The following is a 20,990-nucleotide window of genomic DNA, read 5'->3' on the forward strand; positions in this document are numbered from 1 at the left end:
CCCGCCCACGTCGACCACGAGCACCACGACGCCGTCGTCACGGACCCGCGCCGACCGCAGCGGGCGCCGCAGCATCCCCGCCCCCACGGTTCCCGACGCGCCCCGCGCGAGCACCGTCCGCACGCGTTCCGCGACGGGCCGGCCTGTCAGGTCGTCCATCACGCACCTCCAGTACACGGTGCCCGTCCGCCGGGCGACCGTCCGCACAAAACGGACCGCTCTCCAGTTCAGCGTCCGGCGGGGCCGCTTCCTTCCCGGATCTGCTCGGAATCGGCGTGAGACCTACCACAAGGTGCGGCCGCCGCGACCGCGGCGACCCCCTCGAGCTGCCGCCGATATGCGCCGACCGCAGCTGACGTGGTGAAATGGGCCCATGGACGAGATCAGGGAAGAGCCCTCGAAGTACATCTGGCGCTGGACCCAGTGGTCGTGGGTGTGCGTCGGCGTGGCCGTGCTCATCGTGATGATGGGGATCACGAGCGGCGGGTCCATCACCCCGTGGATCATCGGCGCGATCGCGGTGGCCGTGATCGGAGGCGTGGCGTTCGGGTTCGTCCCCCGCGCCTCCCTCGCCCAGCCCAAGCGTCCCATGACGCCCGGCGCCAAGCGGAAGGCCGCCCGGAAGAAGTGACCCGGGCGCCCTGCGCCACGCAGGGCTCGTGCTAGTCTGAAATCCGCCTCGAGCAGGCACCGCCGATGTAGTTCAATGGTAGAACTTCTGCTTCCCAAGCAGACAGCGCGGGTTCGATTCCCGTCATCGGCTCAACCGCCCGAAAGGGCGTCGTTCGCGGGGCACCTCCTCACCGGAGGTGCCCCGATCGTCATTTTGGCGCTATTCGGCGTCGTCGTCCCCGCGCCCCCTCGCCGGGCACACCGCCGAACCCGGCAGGAAACGCCCACATAGTGCACGATGCACAAACGGGCACGTGAACTTCGTCACATCAACCGATGATCGGCGCCGGTCCGGCTGGGTAGTGTCCGAGATCACACCAACCGTGATGAGGAGTCGATGTGAAGCCCGGATACCTCCCGAGAGTGTTGGCGGATCGGTTCGGAGACGCCCCCGCCGTACGCGACGAGGCCACGGAGATGTCGTTCCGCGAGCTCGACGAAAGGGTGACCGCCGTCGCCGCCCAGTTCCGCGAACAGGGCGTGAACAGGGGCGACGTGGTCGCCGTGATGCTGCCCAACCGGAGCGAACTGGTGATCTCGATTCTCGCCGCCTGGTATCTCGGCGCGGCGGCCACGCCGATCAACCCCAACTTCACCCACGAGGAGGCCGGTCACCAGATCGAGGACGCCCGCGCCGTGCTCGTGGTGAACGCCGGTCACGGGGCACCCTCAGGCGGCCGACCGACAATTAGCGTTGATGACCTAAAGGCCTCGACGGACGACGTGCCGCTCGAACCGGTCGACCTCTCAGGCGACGATCTCGCGCTGGTCATCTACACCAGCGGCTCCACCGGACGCCCCAAGGGCGTGATGCTGACGCACGACAACGCCACGGCGATGTCCGCGATGATGGTCGAGTCCATGAGGATGACGGCGGACGACCACTGTCTGCTCGTGTTGCCGTTGTTCCACGTCAACGCGCTGATGGTCAGTCTGCTGGCGCCCCTGCAGGTCGGGGCGCAGCTCACGATCCTCGGCGGGTTCGATGCGACCAGGTTCTTCGACACGGTCGAACGCCTGCGGCCCACCTACTTCTCCGCCGTGCCCACCATCTACGCCCTTCTTCTCAGCAAGGCCGAGGGGCGGCAGCCGGACATGTCATCCCTCCGGTTCGCCGTCTGCGGCGCCGCCCCGGCCACCCGTGAGCTCCTCGCTGCGGCCGAGGAGTTCCTCGACGCCCCCATCCTCGAGGGATACGGCCTGACCGAGGCCACCTGCGCCTCCGCGGTCAACCCCATCGACGGCCCACGCAAACCCGGCACCGTCGGACCGGCCCTTCCCGGGCAGCGCATCCGGATCGTCGACGACAACCTGCAGGACGTCCCCACCGGGCAGACCGGCGAGGTCCTCATCACCGGACCCACCGTGATGGCCGGCTACCTCAACCGTCCGGAGGCCACCGCCGAGACCATCGTCGACGGCTGGGTGCGCACGGGCGACGTCGGCAGGCTCGACGAGGACGGCTACCTGACCATCGTCGACCGCCTCAAGGACATGATCATCCGCGGCGGCGAGAACCTCTATCCCAAGGAGATCGAGAACGCGATCGGCAGCCTGCCGGGCGTCCTCGAGGTCGCCGTGGTCGGTCAGCCCGACGACGTGATGGGAGAGGTCCCCGTGGCGTTCGTGGTGCCCTACCCCGACGCCGACCTCACCGCCGAGGCGGTGGTCGCGCACTGCCGCCAGCACCTCACACGGGTCAAAGTGCCCGTGCACGTGGAGATCACACCCGTACTGCCCAAAAACCCCGTCGGAAAGATCGACAAACCCGGCCTCCGGGCGTCGCTCGCGGCCTGACGGCCCCTCCCGCGTCCCTGTTCCGGCTCCCTCCCGAGCCCCTCCCCTTCCCCAGACCCCTCCCCACCCGATCCCTCACCGCCACCCTCACCACCGACAAGGAGTACCAGTGGCATTCCTACAAGCCGACGTACCCGACATCGACCCGGAGAAGTTCGAGTCGATCCCCGTCATGGAGCGGATGAAGCTGCTCGCCCACCACTGGGTGGACCACGGCTTCGGCGCCCCGAAGATCATGCACTCCCTCTACCTCGTCAAGGGCCTGTTCTTCTTCATCGGTGGCTGGCTCATCATCGGCCTGTCGACGCCCGGTCTGCCACTGACCGACCTGGGCGCCTGGTGGGGCGAGCTCATCGTCTACCAGAAGGCGATGCTGTGGGTGGTCCTGTGGTCCGCCACCGGCTTCAACGAGTCGTGGGGGCCGCTCGCCTTCAAGTTCAAGCCCAACACCGCCGGCTACCGCTACTGGATGCGGACCGGCACCCTACGGCTCCCGCCCTGGCCGGACAAGGTGCCCTTCACCAAGGGTGACGAGCGCAGGGCCATCGACGTCGCGCTGTACTTCGGCATGCTGGCCAGCCTCGCTCTCGGCCTGGTGCTGCCGGGGCAGCAGACGGCGGCCGCCTACAGCGAGGCGGGCCTCGTCCCCGCCTGGCCCTTCATCACCTACGTGGCGCTGCAGTTGATCCTGGGCCTGCGTGACCGGGTGACCTTCCTGGCCTCACGTCCCGAGCAGTACTCGGTCATCCTGCTCGGCTTCGGCCTGCTCACCCTGTACGGCGGCGGCAGCGTGGACATGATCATCGTGGCCAAGATCGCCATGTTCGCCGTCTGGTGGGGGGCGTTCCTGTCGAAGATCGGCGTGCACTTCACGCCCACCGTGCAAACGATGCTCACCAACGGGCCGTTGGTGAAGTCCAAGGCGCTCCGCCGCTCGCTGTACCGCGACGCGCCCAACGACCTCATGCCCACCAGGGTCGCGTGGTTCGCCGCGCACGTCATGGGGACGATCGTCGAGTTCGTGGTCCCGCTCATCCTCCTGTTCACCACCAACTGGACCGTCGCGGTCCTGGCGGCGGCGTTCATGATGTGCTTCCACGTCTTCATCTACTCGATGTTCGCGCTGGCCATGCCGCAGGAGTGGAACCTCTTCTACGTCTTCGCCACCCCGATCGTGTTCCTGGGCTTCTTCAACGGTGACGGCTACGCGCTCTGGGACGCCAGCAGCGTCTGGGTCGTGGTGGCCGCCGCGGTCCTCACCCTCACGGGGCCGCTGGTGGGCAACTTCCGGCCGGACAAGATCTCGTTCCTCATCTCAATGCGCCAGTACGCCGGGAACTGGGCGAACTCCACCATGGCGTTCCGCAACAACGGCTGCGAGGCCAAGCTGGACAACCCGGAGTTCGTCACCTCGATGACCTCGCCGAAGCACCAGCTCTCGAGCCTGTTCGGGGAGGCGGGGGCGGAGATGTTCCTACAGAAGACGACCGCGTTCCGGATGATGAACACCCAGGGTCGCGGCCACATGTCGATCTTCCCGGATCACCTGGACAGTATGGAGAACTACCGCTTCCGCGAGGGTGAGGTCATGTGCACCTTCTTCTCGGGATGGCAGTTCGGCGACGGCCACCTGTTCGACGAGCGGACCATCGCTGCCGTGCAGAAGCGCTGCAACTTCGCCCCGGGCGAGTTCATCAGCGTGTGGACGGAGTCCCAGCCGCTGCACAAGAAGACGATCGAATACCGCGTCATCGACGCCTCCCTCGGAGTCGTCGAACGCGGCCACTACGACGTCCGTGATGTGGTCAAGCAGCAGCCCTGGCTGCCCGACGGCCCCATCCCGTACACGGTGACCTGGCGTCACCCCGAGTACCTGCCGGCCGACAAGCGGGCCTCCGCTGCGGTCCCGTCCTCCCCTGGTGCCGAGGGCGACCTCTCCGCCCCCGGCCCCGCGACCGGACACGACAAGTCCACGGTGGAGATGAGCTGACTCCATGCCCACAGCGATCATCGTGGGTAGCGGACCCAACGGTCTGGCAGCCGCGTTGACACTCGCCGCCGACGGAGTCGATGTGACCGTCCTGGAAGCATCCGACTCCGTCGGCGGCGGTACGCGGTCCGGAGAGATGACCACGCCGGGCCTGCTGCACGACCACTGTTCCGGGTTCCACCCGCTCGCCCTCGACACCGGGTTCAGCCGGCAGTTCGACCTCGTGGCGCACGGACTGGAATGGGCGCTGCCGGAGGTCCAGTACTCGCACCCCCTCGACGGCAGCAGAGGTGCTGCCGTCTGGCAGTCGGTCGGCCGGACCGCCGCCGGGCTCGGTTCCGACGGCCCCTCCTACCAGCGCGTCTACGGCCCCCTCACCGAGCGATTCCCCCGGATCACCGAGGACTTCCTCCGGCCGCTGTTACACGTTCCGGACCATCCGGTCTCGCTGGCCCGGTTCGGCGCGTACGCGGCGATGCCGGCCGGGCTGCTGGCCCGCCGGTGGCACACCGACGAGGCACGGGCGCTGTTCGCGGGAGTCGCCGCGCACGCCTTCCGGCCCCTGGGCTCGTTCATGTCGTCGGCGATCGGCATCGCACTGGGCACCGCCGCCCACCGCTTCGGCTGGCCGGTGGCCGTCGGTGGCTCCTCGACGATCTCCGCGACGATGGCGGCGATGTTGACCGCGCGAGGAGGGCGGATCGAGACGGGCACCACCGTCCGCGACCTGAGGGAACTCGGCGGGCCGGACATCGTCATGCTCGACACCTCCCCCGGGGCGGCAGCCCGGATACTCGCCGGCGTGCTGCCCCGGCGGGTCGACAGGGCCTACCGCCGCTTCCGCCACGGCCCGGCCGCGTTCCAGGTCGCGTTCGCGGTCGAGGGGGGCATCCCGTGGTCGCACGAGCCGTCGCGGCACGCGGGCACCGTCCATGTCGGCGGCACGTTCGCGGAGGTCGCCGCCGCAGAGCGCCAGGTCGTTCGCGGGGAGATGCCCGACCGTCCGTTCGTCCTGGTCGGCCAGCAGTCGGTCGCCGACCCCGGCAGGGCCCGGGACGGGGTGCACCCGGTCGACGCGTACGCCCACGTCCCCGCGGGCTGGACGGGGGACGCCACGCAGACGATCATCGATCAGATCGAGCGGTTCGCCCCCGGCTTCCGGGACCGCGTCCACTACGTTCACACGCGCTCGCCCCGCGAGATCGCAGATCACAACCCGAACTACGTGGACGGCGATATCGTCACGGGTGCCAATGCCCCCCGGCAGCTGGTCTTCCGTCCGAGGGTCGCCATCGATCCGTATTCGACCGGAGTGCCGGGCGTCTACCTCTGCTCGGCGGCCACTCCCCCCGGTGCCGGCGCACACGGGATGGCCGGGTGGAACGCGGCCCGCTCCGCCCTGACATACCTGTCCCGGCGGTGATCTCGCAGGAAGGACAAGGCAGGACCCCGCCCCGGGACACGGGTGCGGCCCCGCCGGAGAGCATGCTCAGCACCACGCCCCAGAATCCCGAACGTCTCCGCGAGCTGACCCGCCAGATCGGACTGCGGCTCAGCTCGGAGACCGATGCCATCGCCGAGAGCATGACCGCCGCCATCGAGGAGGCCATCGGCGAGCTCACCGAGGAGGAGATGCGGGCTTCGCTGCACGACAGCGTCGTGAACAACGTGCAGGTGATCATCGACCTGTTGTCCCACACCAAGGAGGCCCACCACCTGCCTCCGCTCCCGGACGCGATGAGCTACGCCGTGATGCTCGCCCGGCGGAACGTGTCAGGCGCCGCGCTCCGCCGCGCCTACCACGTCGGGTCCGACCGGCTCCTGGCCCACGTGTTCGACCAAGTGCAAGAGATCGAGTGCGCCGACCACGAGAAGCTCCCGCTGTACCACCACCTGGCGGGCTGGCTCTACCAGTACGTCGACGAGATCACTCGGACCGTCATCGCCGCCCACGAGGAGGAGGTGCGGTACTCGCACAATCAGGCGGAGCGGTCCATCAACTCCCTGGTCAACCGCGTCGTCGACGGGGACGACGTGGACCCCGCCGAGTTCGCGAGGGTCACGGGCTATCGACTCGACCAGGTTCACGTCGGTTGCCGTGTGTGGATCGACGACTTCGGCACCGTCGCCGATCAGGCCCGGCTGCTGGCGACCGTGGTGGGGCAGCTCGCCCGCGCTCTCGGCGTGAGCCGGGGCCCGCTGATGATCACCACCGGGCGCGCCACCGCCGAGGCGTGGTTCGGCATGGAGGGCCGACGCGACCCCGTCGACACCCGGGCGGTGGTGCCGCTGGCGGCGACGCGGGGCGCCCGGGTGGCGTTCGGTGCGGCCGGGGCCGGTGTCGAGGGCTTTCGGACAACCCGGACGCAGGCCGCGCAGGCCGCCACGGTGGCGCAGGCGTCCACGACCGGCCAGGCGACCGTGGTCTCCTACGCTGACGACGGGATCCCGGTGATCGCGCGACTGGCTGAAGACCTCAGCACCACCCGGCGGTGGGTCGGCGAGGTGCTCGGCAGTCTCGCCGCGGACACCGAGGACGCGGCCCGCCAGCGCGAGACCGTCCGGGTCTTTCTCGATTCGGCGGAGAACTACTCGGACACCGCGACCCGACTGCTCCTGCACCGGAACACGGTCAAGTACAGGCTGACCAAGGCCGAGATCGCGTTGGGGCGCCGCCCGGGAGACCGGCGACTGGACACTCAGCTGGCCCTGGCCACCTGCGATGTGCTGGGCAGTGTTGTCCTGACGCCACCGGACGGCGCGCGGTAGCCGATGAGCCCCTTCACGGCCCCGTACCGCGGGAGCCCGGGGCTCGGCGTCATGTCGCGGCCCTGCCGTTCTCGCCCCCGCGGCGACGCAGGAGTTGGAAGCCCGGGATGCCGGCCACCGCCTCGAGGCACTGCTGCGCGACCTCGAGGATCTGGTGGACCTCCGGGGCGACCGTGTCCATCGAGGCGAGCACCGGCATGATGTCGGTCTCCAGACTCTCGCCGAGCGCTGGCAGGTGGTCGATGAACTTCACGACCGCCTTGATCTCCTCCGGGTCGACCGACTGGAGGACCTCGCCGGCGATCGGCTCCAGCAGAGAGACGGTCTTGTCCGCCCACACGAGCACCTCGGTGAGGCGCGTCGCGACGCGGCGCGCGACCTCGGGGTCGAACTCGGCGTCGACGAGCAGCGCCTCGACGACCGGCTTGACGGGAGCCAGCGCGGAGTCCGCGAAGTCGAGCAGCGGCACGACCCGCTCCACGAGCGTGCCCGCGTCGAGGACCAGTTCGTCCGCGGTGTCCACGGTCGCGCCGACGCGGGAGACCACCCCCTCCGCCGAATCGATGGTGGCGTCCACGCGACGCACCACGCCCTCCGCGGAGTCGATCGTGGCGTCCACCCGACGCACCACACCCTCCGCCGAATCGATGGTGCCGTCCACCCGACGCACCACACCCTCCGCCGAATCGATGGTGCCGTCCACCCGACGCACCACCCCCTTCGCGTTGGTCACCGTGCCGGCCACCTGGTCGATCATCCGGTCGGCCCTGGCGACGGTGGTTCGGACGTCGTCGACAGTGCTGGTCGCGGAGGCGACGATCCCGTCGATCGCCCGCACGGTCCGGTTCACCTCGTCGAGCAGGTCCTGGATCCGCTCGACCACCACCTGGACGTCGTCGAGCAGCGCGAGTACCCGAGCGGGCAGGAGGATCAGCTCCCTGGCCAGCCCGAGTTGCCACTCGACCACACGGAACGCCGCCCCCACCACGGAGACGGCGGAGGGCGCCCGCCGCTGGATCTCTGCCATGAGGTGATTCTGCCCCACCGTCTCCCTCACCGTGGGTGCCGCGACGAGCCCGCCCGGGAACCCGCGGAGGGACGCGGCCTGCGGAATCAGAGCCTTCCCTCACCTTGGACTGTTCGCGGACAACGCATTAGCATCGGCGTTGTTACCGACGAGTAGGTTCCAGTGGCCCCGTGGGCGAGCAGCACCGACTCTTCGGGCGCGACCAATTCCATGACACGCACTCCGATCGGAGAAGACCGTAATGGGTCACTACAAGAGCAACGTCCGGGATCTCGAGTTCAACATGTTCGAGGTCCTTGGCATGAACGAGGCACTCGACGCCGGCGAGTTCGGCGACATGGACACCGAGACCGCCAAGGGCATCCTCGACGAGGTCTCCGCCCTGGCCGAGGGCCCGGTTGCCGAGTCCTTCGCCTCCGCCGACCGCAACCCGCCGGTGTTCGACCCGGAGACCCACTCGGTCTCCATCCCCGAGGACTTCAAGAAGTCGTTCAAGGCGTGGTTCGACGCCGGCTACTGGTCGATGGGCCTGCCCGACGAGATCGGCGGCATGCCCGCCCCCCGCGCCATGGTGTGGGCCGTCGGCGAGATGATGCTCGGCTCCAACGCCCCCGCGTTCATGTACTCGGCCGGCCCGGCCTTCGCCGCCGTCCTCTACGAGAACGGTACCGAGGAACAGAAGAAGTGGGCCGCCACCTGCGTCGAGCGTGGCTGGGGCGCCACCATGGTCCTCACCGAGCCCGACGCCGGTTCGGACGTCGGCGCCGGCCGGACCAAGGCCGTCAAGCAGGACGACGGCTCCTGGCACATCGAGGGCGTCAAGCGGTTCATCACCTCGGCCGACTCGGACGATATGTTCGAGAACATCTTCCACCTGGTTCTGGCGCGCCCCGAGGGCGCCGGGCCGGGCACCAAGGGCCTGTCCCTGTTCTTCGTGCCGAAGTTCCACTTCGACTTCGAGTCCGGCGAGCTGGGTGAGCGCAACGGCGTGTTCGTCACGGGCGTCGAGCACAAGATGGGCATCAAGGCCTCGACCACCTGTGAGCTCACCTTCGGTGGCCACGGTGTGCCCGCCAAGGGCTGGATGGTCGGCGGCGACGAGCTGAACCAGGGCATCCGTCAGATGTTCGACGTCATCGAGCACGCTCGCATGATGGTCGGCACCAAGGCCATTTCGACCCTGTCGACCGGGTACCTCAACGCTCTGGAGTTCGCCAAGGAGCGCGTCCAGGGCGGCGACATGACCGAGATGGCCGACAAGACCGCGCCCCGCGTGACGATCACCCATCACCCGGACGTGCGTCGGGCGCTCATCCGCCAGAAGGCGTTCGCCGAGGGCCTGCGCGCGGTGTACATGTACACCGCCGCCCACCAGGACCCCGAGACAGCCGTGCGCGCGTCGGGCGCGGACGCTGCTCTGGCCCACCGCGTCAACGACCTGCTCCTGCCGATCGTCAAGGGTGTCGGTTCCGAGCGTGCCTACGAGCTGCTGACGGAGTCGCTGCAGACCTTCGGTGGGTCGGGCTTCCTGCAGGACTACCCCATCGAGCAGTACATTCGTGACGCCAAGATCGACTCCCTCTACGAGGGCACGACGGCCATCCAGGCGCAGGACTTCTTCTTCCGCAAGATCGCCCGAGACCGTGGGACCGCGGTCGGTCACATCTCCGCGCAGATCAAGCACTTCCTCGAGAACGACGCGTGCGGCGGGAAGCTGGCCGCCGAGCGCGAGCTGCTGGCCACCGCGCTGGCCGACGTCGAGGCCATGATCGGCACGTGCTTCGAGCACCTCATGGGCTCCCAGGACGAGCCGAAGCGCCTGTACACGATCGGGCTCGCATCGGTGCGCGTGCTCATGGCGTTCGGTGACCTCATGATGGGTTGGCGTCTGCTGGTCGGCGCCGAGGTCGCCCTGGGCAAGGTGGACGGCGCGTCTGACGACGACAAGGCCTTCTACAACGGCAAGATCGCCGCCGCCCGGTGGTTCGCGACGAACGAACTGCCCCTCCTCACCGCCACCCGGGGAATCGTCTCGGGGCTCGGCAACGAGCTCATGGAGCTGGACGAGGCCGCGTTCTGACTCACCTCTGACGGGCGGGCCCGCCCCGACCGCTAGACGAATCCGCTACTCCGGCTCCGGATCCGCTCCCTCTCCACGGGTAGCGGATCCGGAGGCCGGGTAGCGGATTTCGTATTTGCGCGAGCGGTGGTAGCGGGAAGCCCCGAGTCCTAGGGTCGGGGCCACGACCAGCCCCACCGGACGGGCGAAGCCTTCTACCCGAGGAGAATCGATGTCCGAGGAGCGCAGGCACGACGACCCCGTTCTGACCACCCGCCAGGGACACCCGGTCCACGACAACCAGAACACCCGCACCGTCGGGGCCCGCGGGCCGGCGACGCTGGAGAACTACCAGTTCCTGGAGAAGATCAGCCACTTCGACCGCGAGCGGATCCCGGAGCGGGTCGTCCACGCGCGCGGTTTCGTCGCGTACGGCGAGTTCGAGGCGACCGGGAAGTGGGGCGACGAGCCCATCTCGAAGTACACCAGGGCCAAGCTGTTCCAGGAGGCGGGCAAGAAGACCGACGTCGCCATCCGCTTCTCCACGGTGATCGGCGGCCGGGACTCCTCCGAGGTGGCGCGGGACCCGCGCGGCTTCGCGGTGAAGTTCTACACGGAGGACGGCAACTGGGACCTCGTCGGCAACAACCTCGGCGTCTTCTTCATCCGCGACGCCATCAAGTTCCCGGACGTCATCCACTCCCTCAAGCCCGACCCCATCACGTTCCGCCAGGACCCCGCGCGGATCTACGACTTCATGTCGCAGTCGCCGGAGGCGATGCACATGCTGGTCAACCTCTTCAGCCCCCGCGGCATCCCGGCCGACTACCGGCACATGCAGGGCTTCGGCGTGAACACCTACCGCTGGGTCAACGCCGAGGGCGAGAGCCATCTGGTGAAGTACCACTGGCTGCCCCATCAGGGTGTCAAGAGCCTCACCGAGGAGGACGCGGCGAACATCCAGGCCAACGACACCGGTCACGCCTCCAAGGATCTGTACGAGGCCATCGAGAACGGCGACTACCCCAAGTGGGATCTGGTCGTGCAGATGATGTCGGATGACGACCATCCCGAGCTGGACTTCGACCCGCTGGACGACACCAAGACGTGGCCGGAGAACGACTTCGAGCCGAAGCTGGTCGGCACCATGACGCTCAACCGCAACATCACCGACCACCACAACGAGAACGAGCAGATCTCGTTCGGTACCGGCGTCCTGGTCGACGGCCTGGAGTTCTCCGACGACAAGATGCTGGTCGGTCGCACGTTCTCCTACAGCGACACCCAGCGTTACCGCGTCGGCGCCAACTACCTGCAACTGCCCGTCAACAGCGCCAAGAACGCCACGGTCGCCACGAACCAGCGCGGCGGCTCGATGTCGTACGGAGTGGATCTGCAGGGGCAGAACCCCCACGTCAACTACGAGCCGTCCACGATGAACGGCCTGCACGAGTCCGAGCCGACAGGCGAGGAGGAGGTGGGTCCCGAGCTGCGGGGTCGCCTCACGCGCAGCGAGTACCCCCGCACCAACGACTACGTGCAGGCGGGCCAGCGCTTCCGCCTCATGGAGGACTGGGAGCGCGACGACCTCGTGAAGAACTTCATCGACAACATCGGGCAGGCCACCCGCGAGGTGCAGGAGCGTATGGTCTGGCACCTGTTCATGTGCGAGGACGAGCTCGGCCAGCGCGTCGGCGACGGTCTGGGCATCTCGGCCGACGACGTCCGTCACCTCGAGCCGCTGCCCAAGCAGCAGCTGACCGACGAGGAGCGCGAGCGCATGGCCAATCTCGGCAAGAACGGCCCCCGCAACGTGGAGGGCCTGACGATGACGCACTGCGTGCCCAACGAGCGGGTCGTCGTCGAGCGCTGACAGCCGCGCACCGGCCCGGCCGGCCCCCACCGGCCGGGCCACCCCACCGAAATCCGCTACCCGGAATCCGGATCCGCTACCCCGACAGGAGTAGCGGATCCGGGCGGAGGGTAGCGGATTTTGTTCGTGCGGGCGGCGCCGTGCGTGCGGGCGGCGCCGGGCGTGTGGGGCGCGGCCTGTCAGTTGCCGGGCAGGCCGGGGATGCGGATCTCCGGCAGGCCCGGGATGCGGATCGGTCCCGGGCCGGGCGGCGGCGGGGGAGGTGGCGGTGCGTCGGCGTCAGCGGCGGGCTGCTCGGCCCGGCACTCGATCCGCTCCCGCGGGGGGTAGGTGGACGACACGGTGTCGGTGCTGACGGTGGCGCCGCCACGCTGGACGGTCCGGGTGACCCGTGCCGTGTAGCCGTCCCGCCCCGCGCTCGGGGTACAGCCGGCGGTGGTGACCACCCGGGTCGGCGCCCGCCGGACGTCCGTGCGGGGCGCCGTGGAGATACGGACGGTGTATTCGCGAGTGCCCCACAGTCGGACCGTCACCGAGTTCCCGCTGCCGGAGGCGTCGATCACGAGCCCCGTGTCCTGCGCGTTGCGGAACCCCACGTCGGCCGAGGCCGTGGCATCCCGCCCGGCGGGGAACGCGTCGCCGTCGACACCACGCGACGTGCGCACCGGATCCTGGGCACCGGCCTCGAACGCGGCGTTGAACAGTGCGGTGGCCACGGCGTCGGCGGAGGTGTCCCCGGAGACCGTGCCGGCGAGCTCCTCCATCGAGAAGCTCTCCCCCGCGGGGATGAAGTGCCCGGCGAGCGAGGCGATCATCGACTGGGCCCGCCCGTTCGCGCCGACGGCCACCGTGAACTGACCGACCGGCTCGCGGATGCCGGCCCGTTCCGCCTCCTCGGTGGTGAGCTCGGGATCGCGGCCCACGTAGCTGACCGGCAGCACGCGCGGGCCCGCGGTGTCCGTGAGCTGGCCGGGGAGAGCACCGAGCAACGGACCCCACTCGACCGTCCGTCCCTGGACCGCGGGCACGACCGTGGCGGTGGTCCCGCTGAACTCGAAGCCGGCGTCCCTGCCCTCCTGTTCGGTCGGCTCCAGGAGCGGCTCGAGGATCCCCTTGGCGGCGTCGGCGTCGAAGCGCGGCTCGAGCACGTCGCCCTCGCGGACGAAGGTCAGGTACTCGCCGATCCGATCGCGGGGGAAGACCACGGGCACGGCGTCGGGGTCGTCCGGGTCGATCATCTCGATCTCCCGCTCGGCGGACTCGGGACGCTCCCGGCCGGCGGGCGGCGGTGGGGCCGGCAGCCGGGTGGTGATGGTCGTGACCGGCGGCTCGGTCCCGTCCTCACGGATCCGGGAGGCCAGCAGCGTCACGTCGCGGGTGGCGGCGGGTTCGGCCACGTCCCGGATCAGTGCGCGGACCTGCTCGGCGTCGGTCTCAGTGGGCGTGTAGTCCACGGGCAGGTCCACGCCGTCGTCGTCGAGCCAGTGCTCGAGCACCGCGTCGCGGGAGTTCTCGATCTGCAGGCGCTGGCCGTCGAGCGGGATGGCCGACCGGACCTGGTCGCGGTCGAACCAGATGGCCCCCTCGCGGGGTTCGAAGTCGGCCTGCAGCGCGAGCCGTTCGAGGAAGTCGGTGAGCCGGGCGTCGGGGATGACGCTGGCGATGCCGACGTCGGTGGACCACACCAGGCTGATCAGCCGGGTGATCGGGTTGAGGGGCTGCTCACCGGCCCGGTCGAGCGTGCCCTGCCAGTCCACCGACAGTCCGACCGCCTGCGGGTCCAGCGTCGTGGACACGGCCCCGGCGCGGAGATCCACCTCGTCGTCGACCTGTGGCCCCAACTCCTCGACCAGGCGCCGCTCGGCGTCGGCCGTGGTCATCCCCCCGACCTCGCTCCCGGCGACCTCGGTGCCGCGCGGTACGCGCCCGATGCTGTTGACCAGGTCGAATCCGTACAGCACTGAGAGCGCCATGAACACGCCCACGCCCGTGTACAGCCAGCGCGAATGCACGCGGTAGCTGCGCCGCTCGGACGCGGTCGGCCGGGGCCCCGCCCCCTCGATGGCGACGGGCCGGGCCGGGCCGCCGCCGGTGCTGGTGGACTCCTCCACTCGTCACGTCTCCTCACGAAGCGGGGCGGCGTCCCCGGCGGGGCGCCGGCCTCAAGACTCCCGCACGAAGCGCTGTGCACACCACTATGACGGACCGGTGCGATGCGCGCAGCCCCCGCGCCGAGCGCGGGGGCTGCAGGTCAGGCGTTACGAGGGTGGGTCAGCGCTCGACGATCGCGGTGACACCCTGGCCACCGGCCGCGCAGATGGACACGAGCGCGCGGCCGCCGCCCTTCTGCTCGAGCAGCTTGGCGGTGGCGGCCAGGATGCGGCCACCGGTGGCGGCGAACGGGTGGCCGGCCGCCAGCGAGGAGCCGTTGACGTTGAGCTTGGACCGGTCGATCGAGCCCAGCGCCTTGTCCAGGCCCAGCCGCTCGGTGCAGTACTCCTCGGACTCCCACGCGGCGAGCGTGGCCAGGACCTGCGAGGCGAACGCCTCGTGGATCTCGTAGTAGTCGAAGTCCTGCAGGGTGAGGCCGTTGCGGGCCAGCAGCCGCGGCACGGCGTAGGTGGGGGCCATGAGCAGGCCGTCCGGGTTGCGCCCTTCCTTGCCGTGGATGAAGTCCACGGAGGCGGTCTCGGAGTCCACGAGGTAGGCGCGGACGGGCAGCTTGTGCTCGGCCGCCCACTCCTCGCTGGCCAGCAGCACCGCGGAGGCGCCGTCGGTGAGCGGGGTGGAGTTGCCGGCCGTCATGGTGGCCTCGGTGCCGTGGGCCTCGGCGTCACGCTTGCCGAAGACGGGCTTGAGCTTGCCCAGCTTCTCCTCGGAGGAGTCGGGCCGCATGTTGTCGTCGCGGGCCACGCCCAGGTACGGGGTGACCAGGTCGTCCTGGAAACCCGACTCGTAGGAGGCGGCGAGGTTGCGGTGGCTGGCCGCGGCCAGGGCGTCCTGGTCGGCGCGCGAGACGCCGAACTCGCGGGCGGTGATCGCGGCGTGCTCGCCCATGGACAGCCCGGTGCGCGGCTCGGCGTTCTGCGGCTGCTCGGGCACGAGGCTCTGCGGGCGGATCTCGCCGAGCAGCTTGAGTCGGTCAAGGTTGCTCTTGGCCGCGGTGAGCTTGATGAGGGTCTTGCGCAGGTCGTCGTTGACCGCCAACGGGGCGTCCGAGGTGGTGTCGGTGCCGCCGGCGACGCCGGACTCGATACGGCCGAGCGCGATCGCGTCGGCGACCTGGATGGCGGCGGCCAGGCCGGTACCGCAGGCCTGCTGCACGTCGTAGGCCGGGGTCGACGAGTCGAGGACGGAGCCGATGACGGACTCGCGGGTGAGGTTGAAGTCGCGGGAGTGCTTGAGCACGGCGCCGGCGACGACGGACCCGAGGCGCTCGCCCTGCAGGTTGTAGCGGCTGGCCAGCCCGTCGATCGCCGCGGTGAGCATGTCCTGGTTGGAGGCGTCCGCGTACTTGCCGTTCGAGCGGGCGAAGGGGATTCGGTTGCCGCCGACGATGGCGACCTTGCGGGGGCTTGTGGTCACGTGTGTCACTCCCGTTTGTTCTCGGTGTCCGGTGGCCCGAAACGCGGCCCTGGCAGTATTGTTACTCAGCAGTAAGTTACTTGTCGACCCGCAGTACCGCACCTTTCCCAGGAGATGATCGCCATGGCGCAGGGCAACCTCGACCTCTACTCGCAGTTCGTGACCTCGGCCCCCGGGTCATTCATCGCCGGCAAGGTCGGCCTCCCGCAGCCGGAGCAGCTGCGCCGTCACGAGGCCGGTCAGCCCGCCCTCCACGGTCCGGTCCTCATCGGCGGGGAGGGTCGCCTGGTCGAGCCCGTCCGCGAGATGCTCTCCGGGGACTACGAGCTGGCCGCCGCCGGCGCCGAGGACAAGTTCGCCGGCCTCGTCTTTGACGCCACGTCATTCAAGCGGCCCGAAGACCTGGTCGCGCTGTACGAGTTCTTCAACCCGGTCGTGCGCAGCGTCATGGCCAGCGGCCGCATCGTCGTCCTGGGCACGACGCCCGAGGAGACCGGCTCGGTCGAGGAGCGCATCGCCCAGCGCGCGCTCGAGGGCTTCACGCGCTCGCTCGGCAAGGAGATGAAGCGGGGCTCCACCGTCCAGCTCGTGTACGTCTCCCCCGACGCCGACGCGGGCGCCTCCGGGCTCGAGTCGACCCTGCGGTTCGTCCTGTCGGCCAAGTCGGCGTACGTCGACGCCCAGGTGTTCCGCGTGGGCGCCGGTTCCGCCACCGCCCCGTCGTCGTGGGACCGACCGCTCGAGGGCAAGCTCGCCGTCGTCACCGGGGCCGCGCGCGGCATCGGTGCGGAGATCGCGGCGGTCCTCGCCCGCGACGGTGCACACGTGATCTGCTGTGACATCCCCGCCGCGGGCGAGTCGCTCTCGGCCACCGCCAACAAGGTCGGCGGCACCTCCCTGCCGCTCGACGTCACCGCCGCCGACGCCGCCGAGGTGCTGGCCAAGCACGTCACCGAGCGTCACGACGGCCGCCTCGACATCCTCGTCCACAACGCCGGAATCACCCGGGACAAGACCCTCGCCGGCATGGACGCCGCGCGCTGGGAGTCCGTCATGGCCGTCAACCTCATCGCCCCCGAGCGGATCACGGCCGAGCTCGCCGAGAAGGGCATCCTCGGCGAGGGCTCGCGCGTGGTGGGCGTGTCCTCCATCGCGGGCATCGCCGGCAACCGCGGCCAGACCAACTACGCCGCCTCCAAGGCCGGCGTGATCGGCTTCGTCAACGGCGCCTCCGCGGAGCTGGCCTCCAAGAACATCACGGTCAACGCCGTGGCGCCGGGCTTCATCGAGACCCAGATGACCGCCGCCATCCCGTTCGCGACCCGCGAGGCCGGTCGCCGCATGAACTCCCTGCAGCAGGGCGGCCTGCCGGTCGACGTGGCCGAGACCATCGCCTTCTTCGCCAACCCCGCCTCCTCCGCGGTCACCGACAACGTGATCCGCGTGTGCGGGCAGTCGCTGCTGGGGGCGTGATCGATCGTGGAATACACCCGGCTCCCCGGAATCCCCAACCTGCTCGGCCAGTACGGCAAGGCCGCGGTCGGCGCCCTCCCTGTCGTCGGCGGCTCCCGTGACGGAAAGTCGATGCCGTCGAAGGGCGTCGAGGTCACCGGCGTGCGCGTGGACGTGGCGAACCTCGCCGCCTACGCGCGCGTGTGCGGCCTGCGCCTGACCGACGAGCTGCCGCTGACGTACCCGTTCACGCTGGCGTTCCCCTTGAGCATGCAGCTCATGCTGGACCCGGACTACCCGGTGCCGGCCATGGGCTCGGTGCACCTGACCAACGAGATCGAATCGCGCCGCGCGCTGCGCGTCGGCGACGAGCTCAACATCCGCGCGCACGCCGAGAACCTGCGGGAGCATCCGGCGGGGTTGCTGTTGGACGTGGTCACCGAGATCAGGACAGGCGACGACGACGAGCCCGCCTGGGTGCAGCGGTCGGGCCTGCTCTCCAAGCGCAGGACCTCCCTGACCCCGCCGAAGGACGCGCCGCGCCCGCCTAAGCCCGCGCCGCCCACCGCGGCCGAGATCGGCGACCCCACGGTGGTGAAGTCGGTGTCCGAGGCGCAGATCTCGGAGTACGCGGCCGTGTCCGGCGACCGCAACCCGATCCACGTCTCCCGCGTGGGCGCCAAGGCGTTCGGGTTCCCGAACGTCATCGCCCACGGAATGTGGACCGCCGCGACGCTGCTCGGCGTGGTCGAGGGCGAGATCCCCCGGCGCGCCCGCTACTCGGTGGAGTTCGGCAAGCCGGTGATCCTGCCCGCCAAGCTGGGGATCTACGCCCGGCGCGGAGGGGCCGGCGACCCGGCCTGGTCGCTGGCCGTGCGCAACCCCAAGAAGCTGGAGACCGTGCACGCGACGGCGACGATCGAGGAACTCTAGGCCCCGCGGCGCACGCATCGACGAGAGCGTCCCGCACGCACCGCCCGAGAGGCGGCGTGCGGGGCGCTCCTGTCGTCTGGGGGTGTCGTAGGCGTCGGATATCGTCATCTGAGCCCTCGGATCGATCGTCGGTGCGGTGACGGTCGCGGCCGTCACCGCGATGGTGGTTCCGTTGACCGCGAACGCCCAGAGTGCGGCGCCCGGTTCACTGTCCGGGTCGCTGGACGCCGGTTCATCGGGCTCGGCCGGGTCGGGCTCGGCCGGGTCGGGCTCAGCCGGGTCGATCGGGTCGGTCGGGTCCGCCGGGTCCGCGGGTTCGTTGGGCGCGCCGGCCGCCCGACCCGAGGACCGCTATCCGGACGAGCCCCTGCCCGCCGGGCCGGGGGTCGAGGTGGAGACACTGGTCGGCGGCCTGACCATCCCGTGGGACGTGGTCCGCGATCCGAACGGCGTGGTGGTGACCGGTGAGCGCGGGACGGGCAGGGTTGTCGCGATCCACCCCGACGGGACGACCACCGACGTCGCGGCCGACTTCGGGGACCTGTTCACCGGCGGCGAGAGCGGCCTGATGGGTGTGGCGTTGGCGCCCGACTTCGCCCAGAGCCGCGAGGTCTACACCTGCCACTCGGAGAACTTCGCCGATGGCACGCCCGGTGACAGCCGCGTCACCGCCTGGCGCGCGGCGGACGACTGGTCGGCGCTCGAGGATCCCGAGGTGATCGTCCCCGGCATCGCCCGGCAGAACATCGGCCACCACTCCGGGTGCCGCATTCTCGCCCACCCGGACGGCACGCTCTACATCGGCACCGGTGACACCTTCCACGGCGCGGTCCCCCAGGACCTGCGGTCGCTCGGCGGCAAGGTCCTGCACGTGACCCGCGACGGCTCCCCCACACAGCGCCCGGCCCGAATTCCGGGCGCGGACCCGCGCATCTTCACCTTCGGCCACCGCAACGTCCAGGGCCTGGCCCTGCAGCCGGGGACGGGACGCCTCTTCTCGGCCGAGCACGGCACGCACCGCGACGACGAGATCAACCAGCTGCGAGCCGGCGGCAACTACGGGTGGGACCCGCTGCGGCCCGGGATCAACGAGCGCGACCATGACGACGCCTCGCCCATGACGGATCTGGTGAGGTTCCCCGACGCGGTCGAGGCGACGTGGTCGTCCGGCGATCCCACGCTCGCGACGAGCGGGATCGCGTTCCTGGACGATCCGGCGTGGGGCGAGTGGGACGGCGCGCTGGCGGTCGCGATGCTCAAGACCAAGCAGATCGTGCTGATGAGGCTCGACGAGAACGGGACCGGCGTGCTGGAGCTCGGGGCCGTCATCCCCGGCGAGCACGGCCGCATCCGCTCCCTGACCGCCGAGCCCGGCGGCACGCTGCTGGCCACCACCTCGAACGGAGGCGGCCGTGACGAGGTGCTCCGAATCCGGCCCGCCGCCGTTCCGGTGCCGCCGGCGCCGGGGGTCGAATAGGTTCGGACGCACGGAGGTTGATCCCCTCCCCGAGTCGTCCGACCCAGGAGCAGCCGTGCCCAGTTCCACCTTCCCCCGTACCCTCGCCGGGCTCGCCGCCGCGGCGGCGGTCACCGTCGCCGTCCCCCTCACCGCCTGCGCCCAGAGCAGCCTGCCCGGCGGCTCGTCCGGGTCGATCGACACCAGCCTCATCCCGCCGGGCAGCCTCTTCCCCGCCACCCCGGGTATCGGCGCCGGCGAGGGCGTCGCGGTAGTGGAGGGCCCGGCGGTCGAGACCGAGACGGTCATGGACGGGCTGACCATCCCGTGGGACGTGGTCCGCGCACCGGAGGGGACCCTCCTCACCGGCGAGCGGGGCGGACGGATGGTCGTGCAGCGCCCCGGTGAGGAGCAGCGCGAGATCGGGATCGACCTGCCGGGCCTGTTCCGGCAGTCCGAGAGCGGTCTGATGGGCATGGCCGTGGACGCGGGCTTCGCTCAGAACCGCGAGATCCACGTGTGCTGGTCGCGGTCGCTCGGGGGCGAGCGTGACAACCGGATCTCCACCTTCGCCGTCGACGAGGACTGGACCGCCATGACGAAGGTCCGCGACACCCTCACCGGGATCCCACTCGGCGCGACCGGCCTCCACAGCGGCTGCCGCCTGCTCACCGCCCCCGACGGTTCCATCTACATCGGCACCGGGGACACCTTCACCGGCCCGGCCCCTCAGGACCCCGAGTCGCTGGCCGGCAAGAACCTGCACATCACGCCGGACGGCGACCCCGCGACGGGGGACTCGGTGGTCCACACGATCGGCCACCGCAACATCCAGGGTCTGGCGATCCACCCCGACACCGGCCGGATCTACTCCGCCGAGCACGGCCCGGACGTCGACGACGAGGTGAACCTGCTCGAACCCGGCGGGAACTACGGCTGGAACCCCGACGTCGGCGGCCGCTACGACCAGAACGTGCCGATGACCGACACCGCCAGGTTCCCGGACGCGATCGAGGCCGTCTGGTCCTCGGGCGCCCCGACGCTGGCGCCCGCGGACATCGAGTTCCTCGGCCCCGAGTGGGGCGAGTGGGCCGGCGCGCTGGCGATGGCCAACCTCAAGACACAGAAGCTGGTGCTGCTCCGACTGAGCGACGACGGCCGCTCGGTGATCGACGCCTCCGTGCTGCTCGAGGGCGAGTTCGGCCGGCTGCGGTCCCTGGCCCCCGAGCCGGACGGCTCACTGCTGGTGACCACCTCCGACGGCGACGGTCGCGACTCGGTGTTCCGGGTCAGCCCCGCCGGAGCCTGACGGCGGCCGCCGGGCGACTAGAGCGCCAGCACGCGCCGGGCGGCGTCGGCCAACGCGACCGCGTAGCC

14 protein-coding genes and 1 tRNA gene are annotated in these 20,990 nt (G+C 70.2%); 12 read left to right on the forward strand and 3 right to left on the reverse strand.

Annotated features, from left to right (window positions below; all coding sequences use genetic code 11):
- The first annotated feature begins 373 nt into the window (after positions 1 to 373).
- From HMPREF3086_RS11230 to HMPREF3086_RS11255, 6 genes are all read left to right on the forward strand, one after another.
- Positions 374 to 631, forward strand: a complete 258-nt coding sequence (locus HMPREF3086_RS11230; RefSeq protein ID WP_061914620.1) for a hypothetical protein — start codon at positions 374 to 376, stop codon at positions 629 to 631.
- A 61-nt stretch (positions 632 to 692) separates the two neighbouring features.
- A tRNA-Gly gene (locus HMPREF3086_RS11235) sits at positions 693 to 763 on the forward strand.
- Positions 764 to 1,011: 248 nt separating this feature from the next.
- Entirely contained in the window at positions 1,012 to 2,469 is a 1,458-nt protein-coding gene (locus tag HMPREF3086_RS11240; RefSeq protein WP_061914617.1) for a class I adenylate-forming enzyme family protein, read from the forward strand.
- Between the two features lie 109 nt (positions 2,470 to 2,578).
- Positions 2,579 to 4,459, forward strand: coding sequence for a DUF3556 domain-containing protein (locus tag HMPREF3086_RS11245; RefSeq protein ID WP_083324412.1), 1,881 nt, complete (start codon positions 2,579 to 2,581; stop codon positions 4,457 to 4,459).
- Between the two features lie 4 nt (positions 4,460 to 4,463).
- The gene (locus HMPREF3086_RS11250) at positions 4,464 to 5,882 is read left to right on the forward strand and encodes a phytoene desaturase family protein (RefSeq protein ID WP_061914614.1); all 1,419 of its coding nucleotides are present in this window, start codon (positions 4,464 to 4,466) and stop codon (positions 5,880 to 5,882) included.
- Positions 5,883 to 5,944: 62 nt separating this feature from the next.
- A complete protein-coding gene (locus HMPREF3086_RS11255; RefSeq protein WP_061914611.1) occupies positions 5,945 to 7,228 on the forward strand; it encodes an RsbRD N-terminal domain-containing protein in 1,284 nt (427 codons plus the stop codon).
- A gap of 49 nt (positions 7,229 to 7,277) precedes the next feature.
- Here HMPREF3086_RS11255 and HMPREF3086_RS11260 read toward each other — a convergent pair whose 3' ends face one another.
- Entirely contained in the window at positions 7,278 to 8,255 is a 978-nt protein-coding gene (locus tag HMPREF3086_RS11260) for a methyl-accepting chemotaxis protein (protein ID WP_070721934.1), read from the reverse strand.
- Between the two features lie 241 nt (positions 8,256 to 8,496).
- Between HMPREF3086_RS11260 and HMPREF3086_RS11265 the strand changes: the two genes are divergently transcribed.
- On the forward strand, positions 8,497 to 10,335 hold the full coding sequence (locus HMPREF3086_RS11265) for an acyl-CoA dehydrogenase (protein WP_070721925.1): 1,839 nt from the start codon (positions 8,497 to 8,499) through the stop codon (positions 10,333 to 10,335).
- Between the two features lie 211 nt (positions 10,336 to 10,546).
- Positions 10,547 to 12,187, forward strand: coding sequence for a catalase (locus HMPREF3086_RS11270; protein ID WP_070721927.1), 1,641 nt, complete (start codon positions 10,547 to 10,549; stop codon positions 12,185 to 12,187).
- A gap of 179 nt (positions 12,188 to 12,366) precedes the next feature.
- Here HMPREF3086_RS11270 and HMPREF3086_RS11275 read toward each other — a convergent pair whose 3' ends face one another.
- Both HMPREF3086_RS11275 and HMPREF3086_RS11280 read right to left on the reverse strand, forming a co-directional pair.
- Positions 12,367 to 14,298 (reverse strand): VanW family protein, encoded by a 1,932-nt coding sequence (locus HMPREF3086_RS11275; protein WP_070721928.1) that lies wholly within the window; start codon positions 14,296 to 14,298, stop codon positions 12,367 to 12,369.
- A gap of 160 nt (positions 14,299 to 14,458) precedes the next feature.
- A complete protein-coding gene (locus tag HMPREF3086_RS11280) occupies positions 14,459 to 15,772 on the reverse strand; it encodes an acetyl-CoA C-acetyltransferase (protein WP_061229738.1) in 1,314 nt (437 codons plus the stop codon).
- A 123-nt stretch (positions 15,773 to 15,895) separates the two neighbouring features.
- Between HMPREF3086_RS11280 and HMPREF3086_RS11285 the strand changes: the two genes are divergently transcribed.
- The 4 genes from HMPREF3086_RS11285 (at position 15,896) to HMPREF3086_RS11300 (ending at position 20,922) form a co-directional block, all read left to right on the forward strand.
- Positions 15,896 to 17,245 (forward strand): 3-oxoacyl-ACP reductase, encoded by a 1,350-nt coding sequence (locus HMPREF3086_RS11285; protein ID WP_061914596.1) that lies wholly within the window; start codon positions 15,896 to 15,898, stop codon positions 17,243 to 17,245.
- Between the two features lie 6 nt (positions 17,246 to 17,251).
- Positions 17,252 to 18,157, forward strand: a complete 906-nt coding sequence (locus HMPREF3086_RS11290) for a MaoC family dehydratase (RefSeq protein ID WP_070721930.1) — start codon at positions 17,252 to 17,254, stop codon at positions 18,155 to 18,157.
- Between the two features lie 136 nt (positions 18,158 to 18,293).
- The gene (locus HMPREF3086_RS11295) at positions 18,294 to 19,634 is read left to right on the forward strand and encodes a PQQ-dependent sugar dehydrogenase (protein ID WP_246830972.1); all 1,341 of its coding nucleotides are present in this window, start codon (positions 18,294 to 18,296) and stop codon (positions 19,632 to 19,634) included.
- A gap of 55 nt (positions 19,635 to 19,689) precedes the next feature.
- On the forward strand, positions 19,690 to 20,922 hold the full coding sequence (locus HMPREF3086_RS11300) for a PQQ-dependent sugar dehydrogenase (RefSeq protein WP_070721932.1): 1,233 nt from the start codon (positions 19,690 to 19,692) through the stop codon (positions 20,920 to 20,922).
- Positions 20,923 to 20,990: the final 68 nt, after the last annotated feature.

The organism is Dietzia sp. HMSC21D01, from assembly GCF_001815995.1.
GTDB lineage: Bacteria > Actinomycetota > Actinomycetes > Mycobacteriales > Mycobacteriaceae > Dietzia > Dietzia cinnamea.

Coding starts and splice junctions, on each gene's coding strand:
- HMPREF3086_RS11270 (WP_070721927.1), top strand. CDS start 10,547: ATGTCCGAGGAGCGCAGGCACGACGACCCCGTTCTGACCACCCGCCAG.
- HMPREF3086_RS11250 (WP_061914614.1), top strand. CDS start 4,464: ATGCCCACAGCGATCATCGTGGGTAGCGGACCCAACGGTCTGGCAGCC.
- HMPREF3086_RS11265 (WP_070721925.1), top strand. CDS start 8,497: ATGGGTCACTACAAGAGCAACGTCCGGGATCTCGAGTTCAACATGTTC.
- HMPREF3086_RS11260 (WP_070721934.1), bottom strand. CDS start 8,255: ATGGCAGAGATCCAGCGGCGGGCGCCCTCCGCCGTCTCCGTGGTGGGG.
- HMPREF3086_RS11285 (WP_061914596.1), top strand. CDS start 15,896: ATGGCGCAGGGCAACCTCGACCTCTACTCGCAGTTCGTGACCTCGGCC.
- HMPREF3086_RS11230 (WP_061914620.1), top strand. CDS start 374: ATGGACGAGATCAGGGAAGAGCCCTCGAAGTACATCTGGCGCTGGACC.
- HMPREF3086_RS11255 (WP_061914611.1), top strand. CDS start 5,945: ATGCTCAGCACCACGCCCCAGAATCCCGAACGTCTCCGCGAGCTGACC.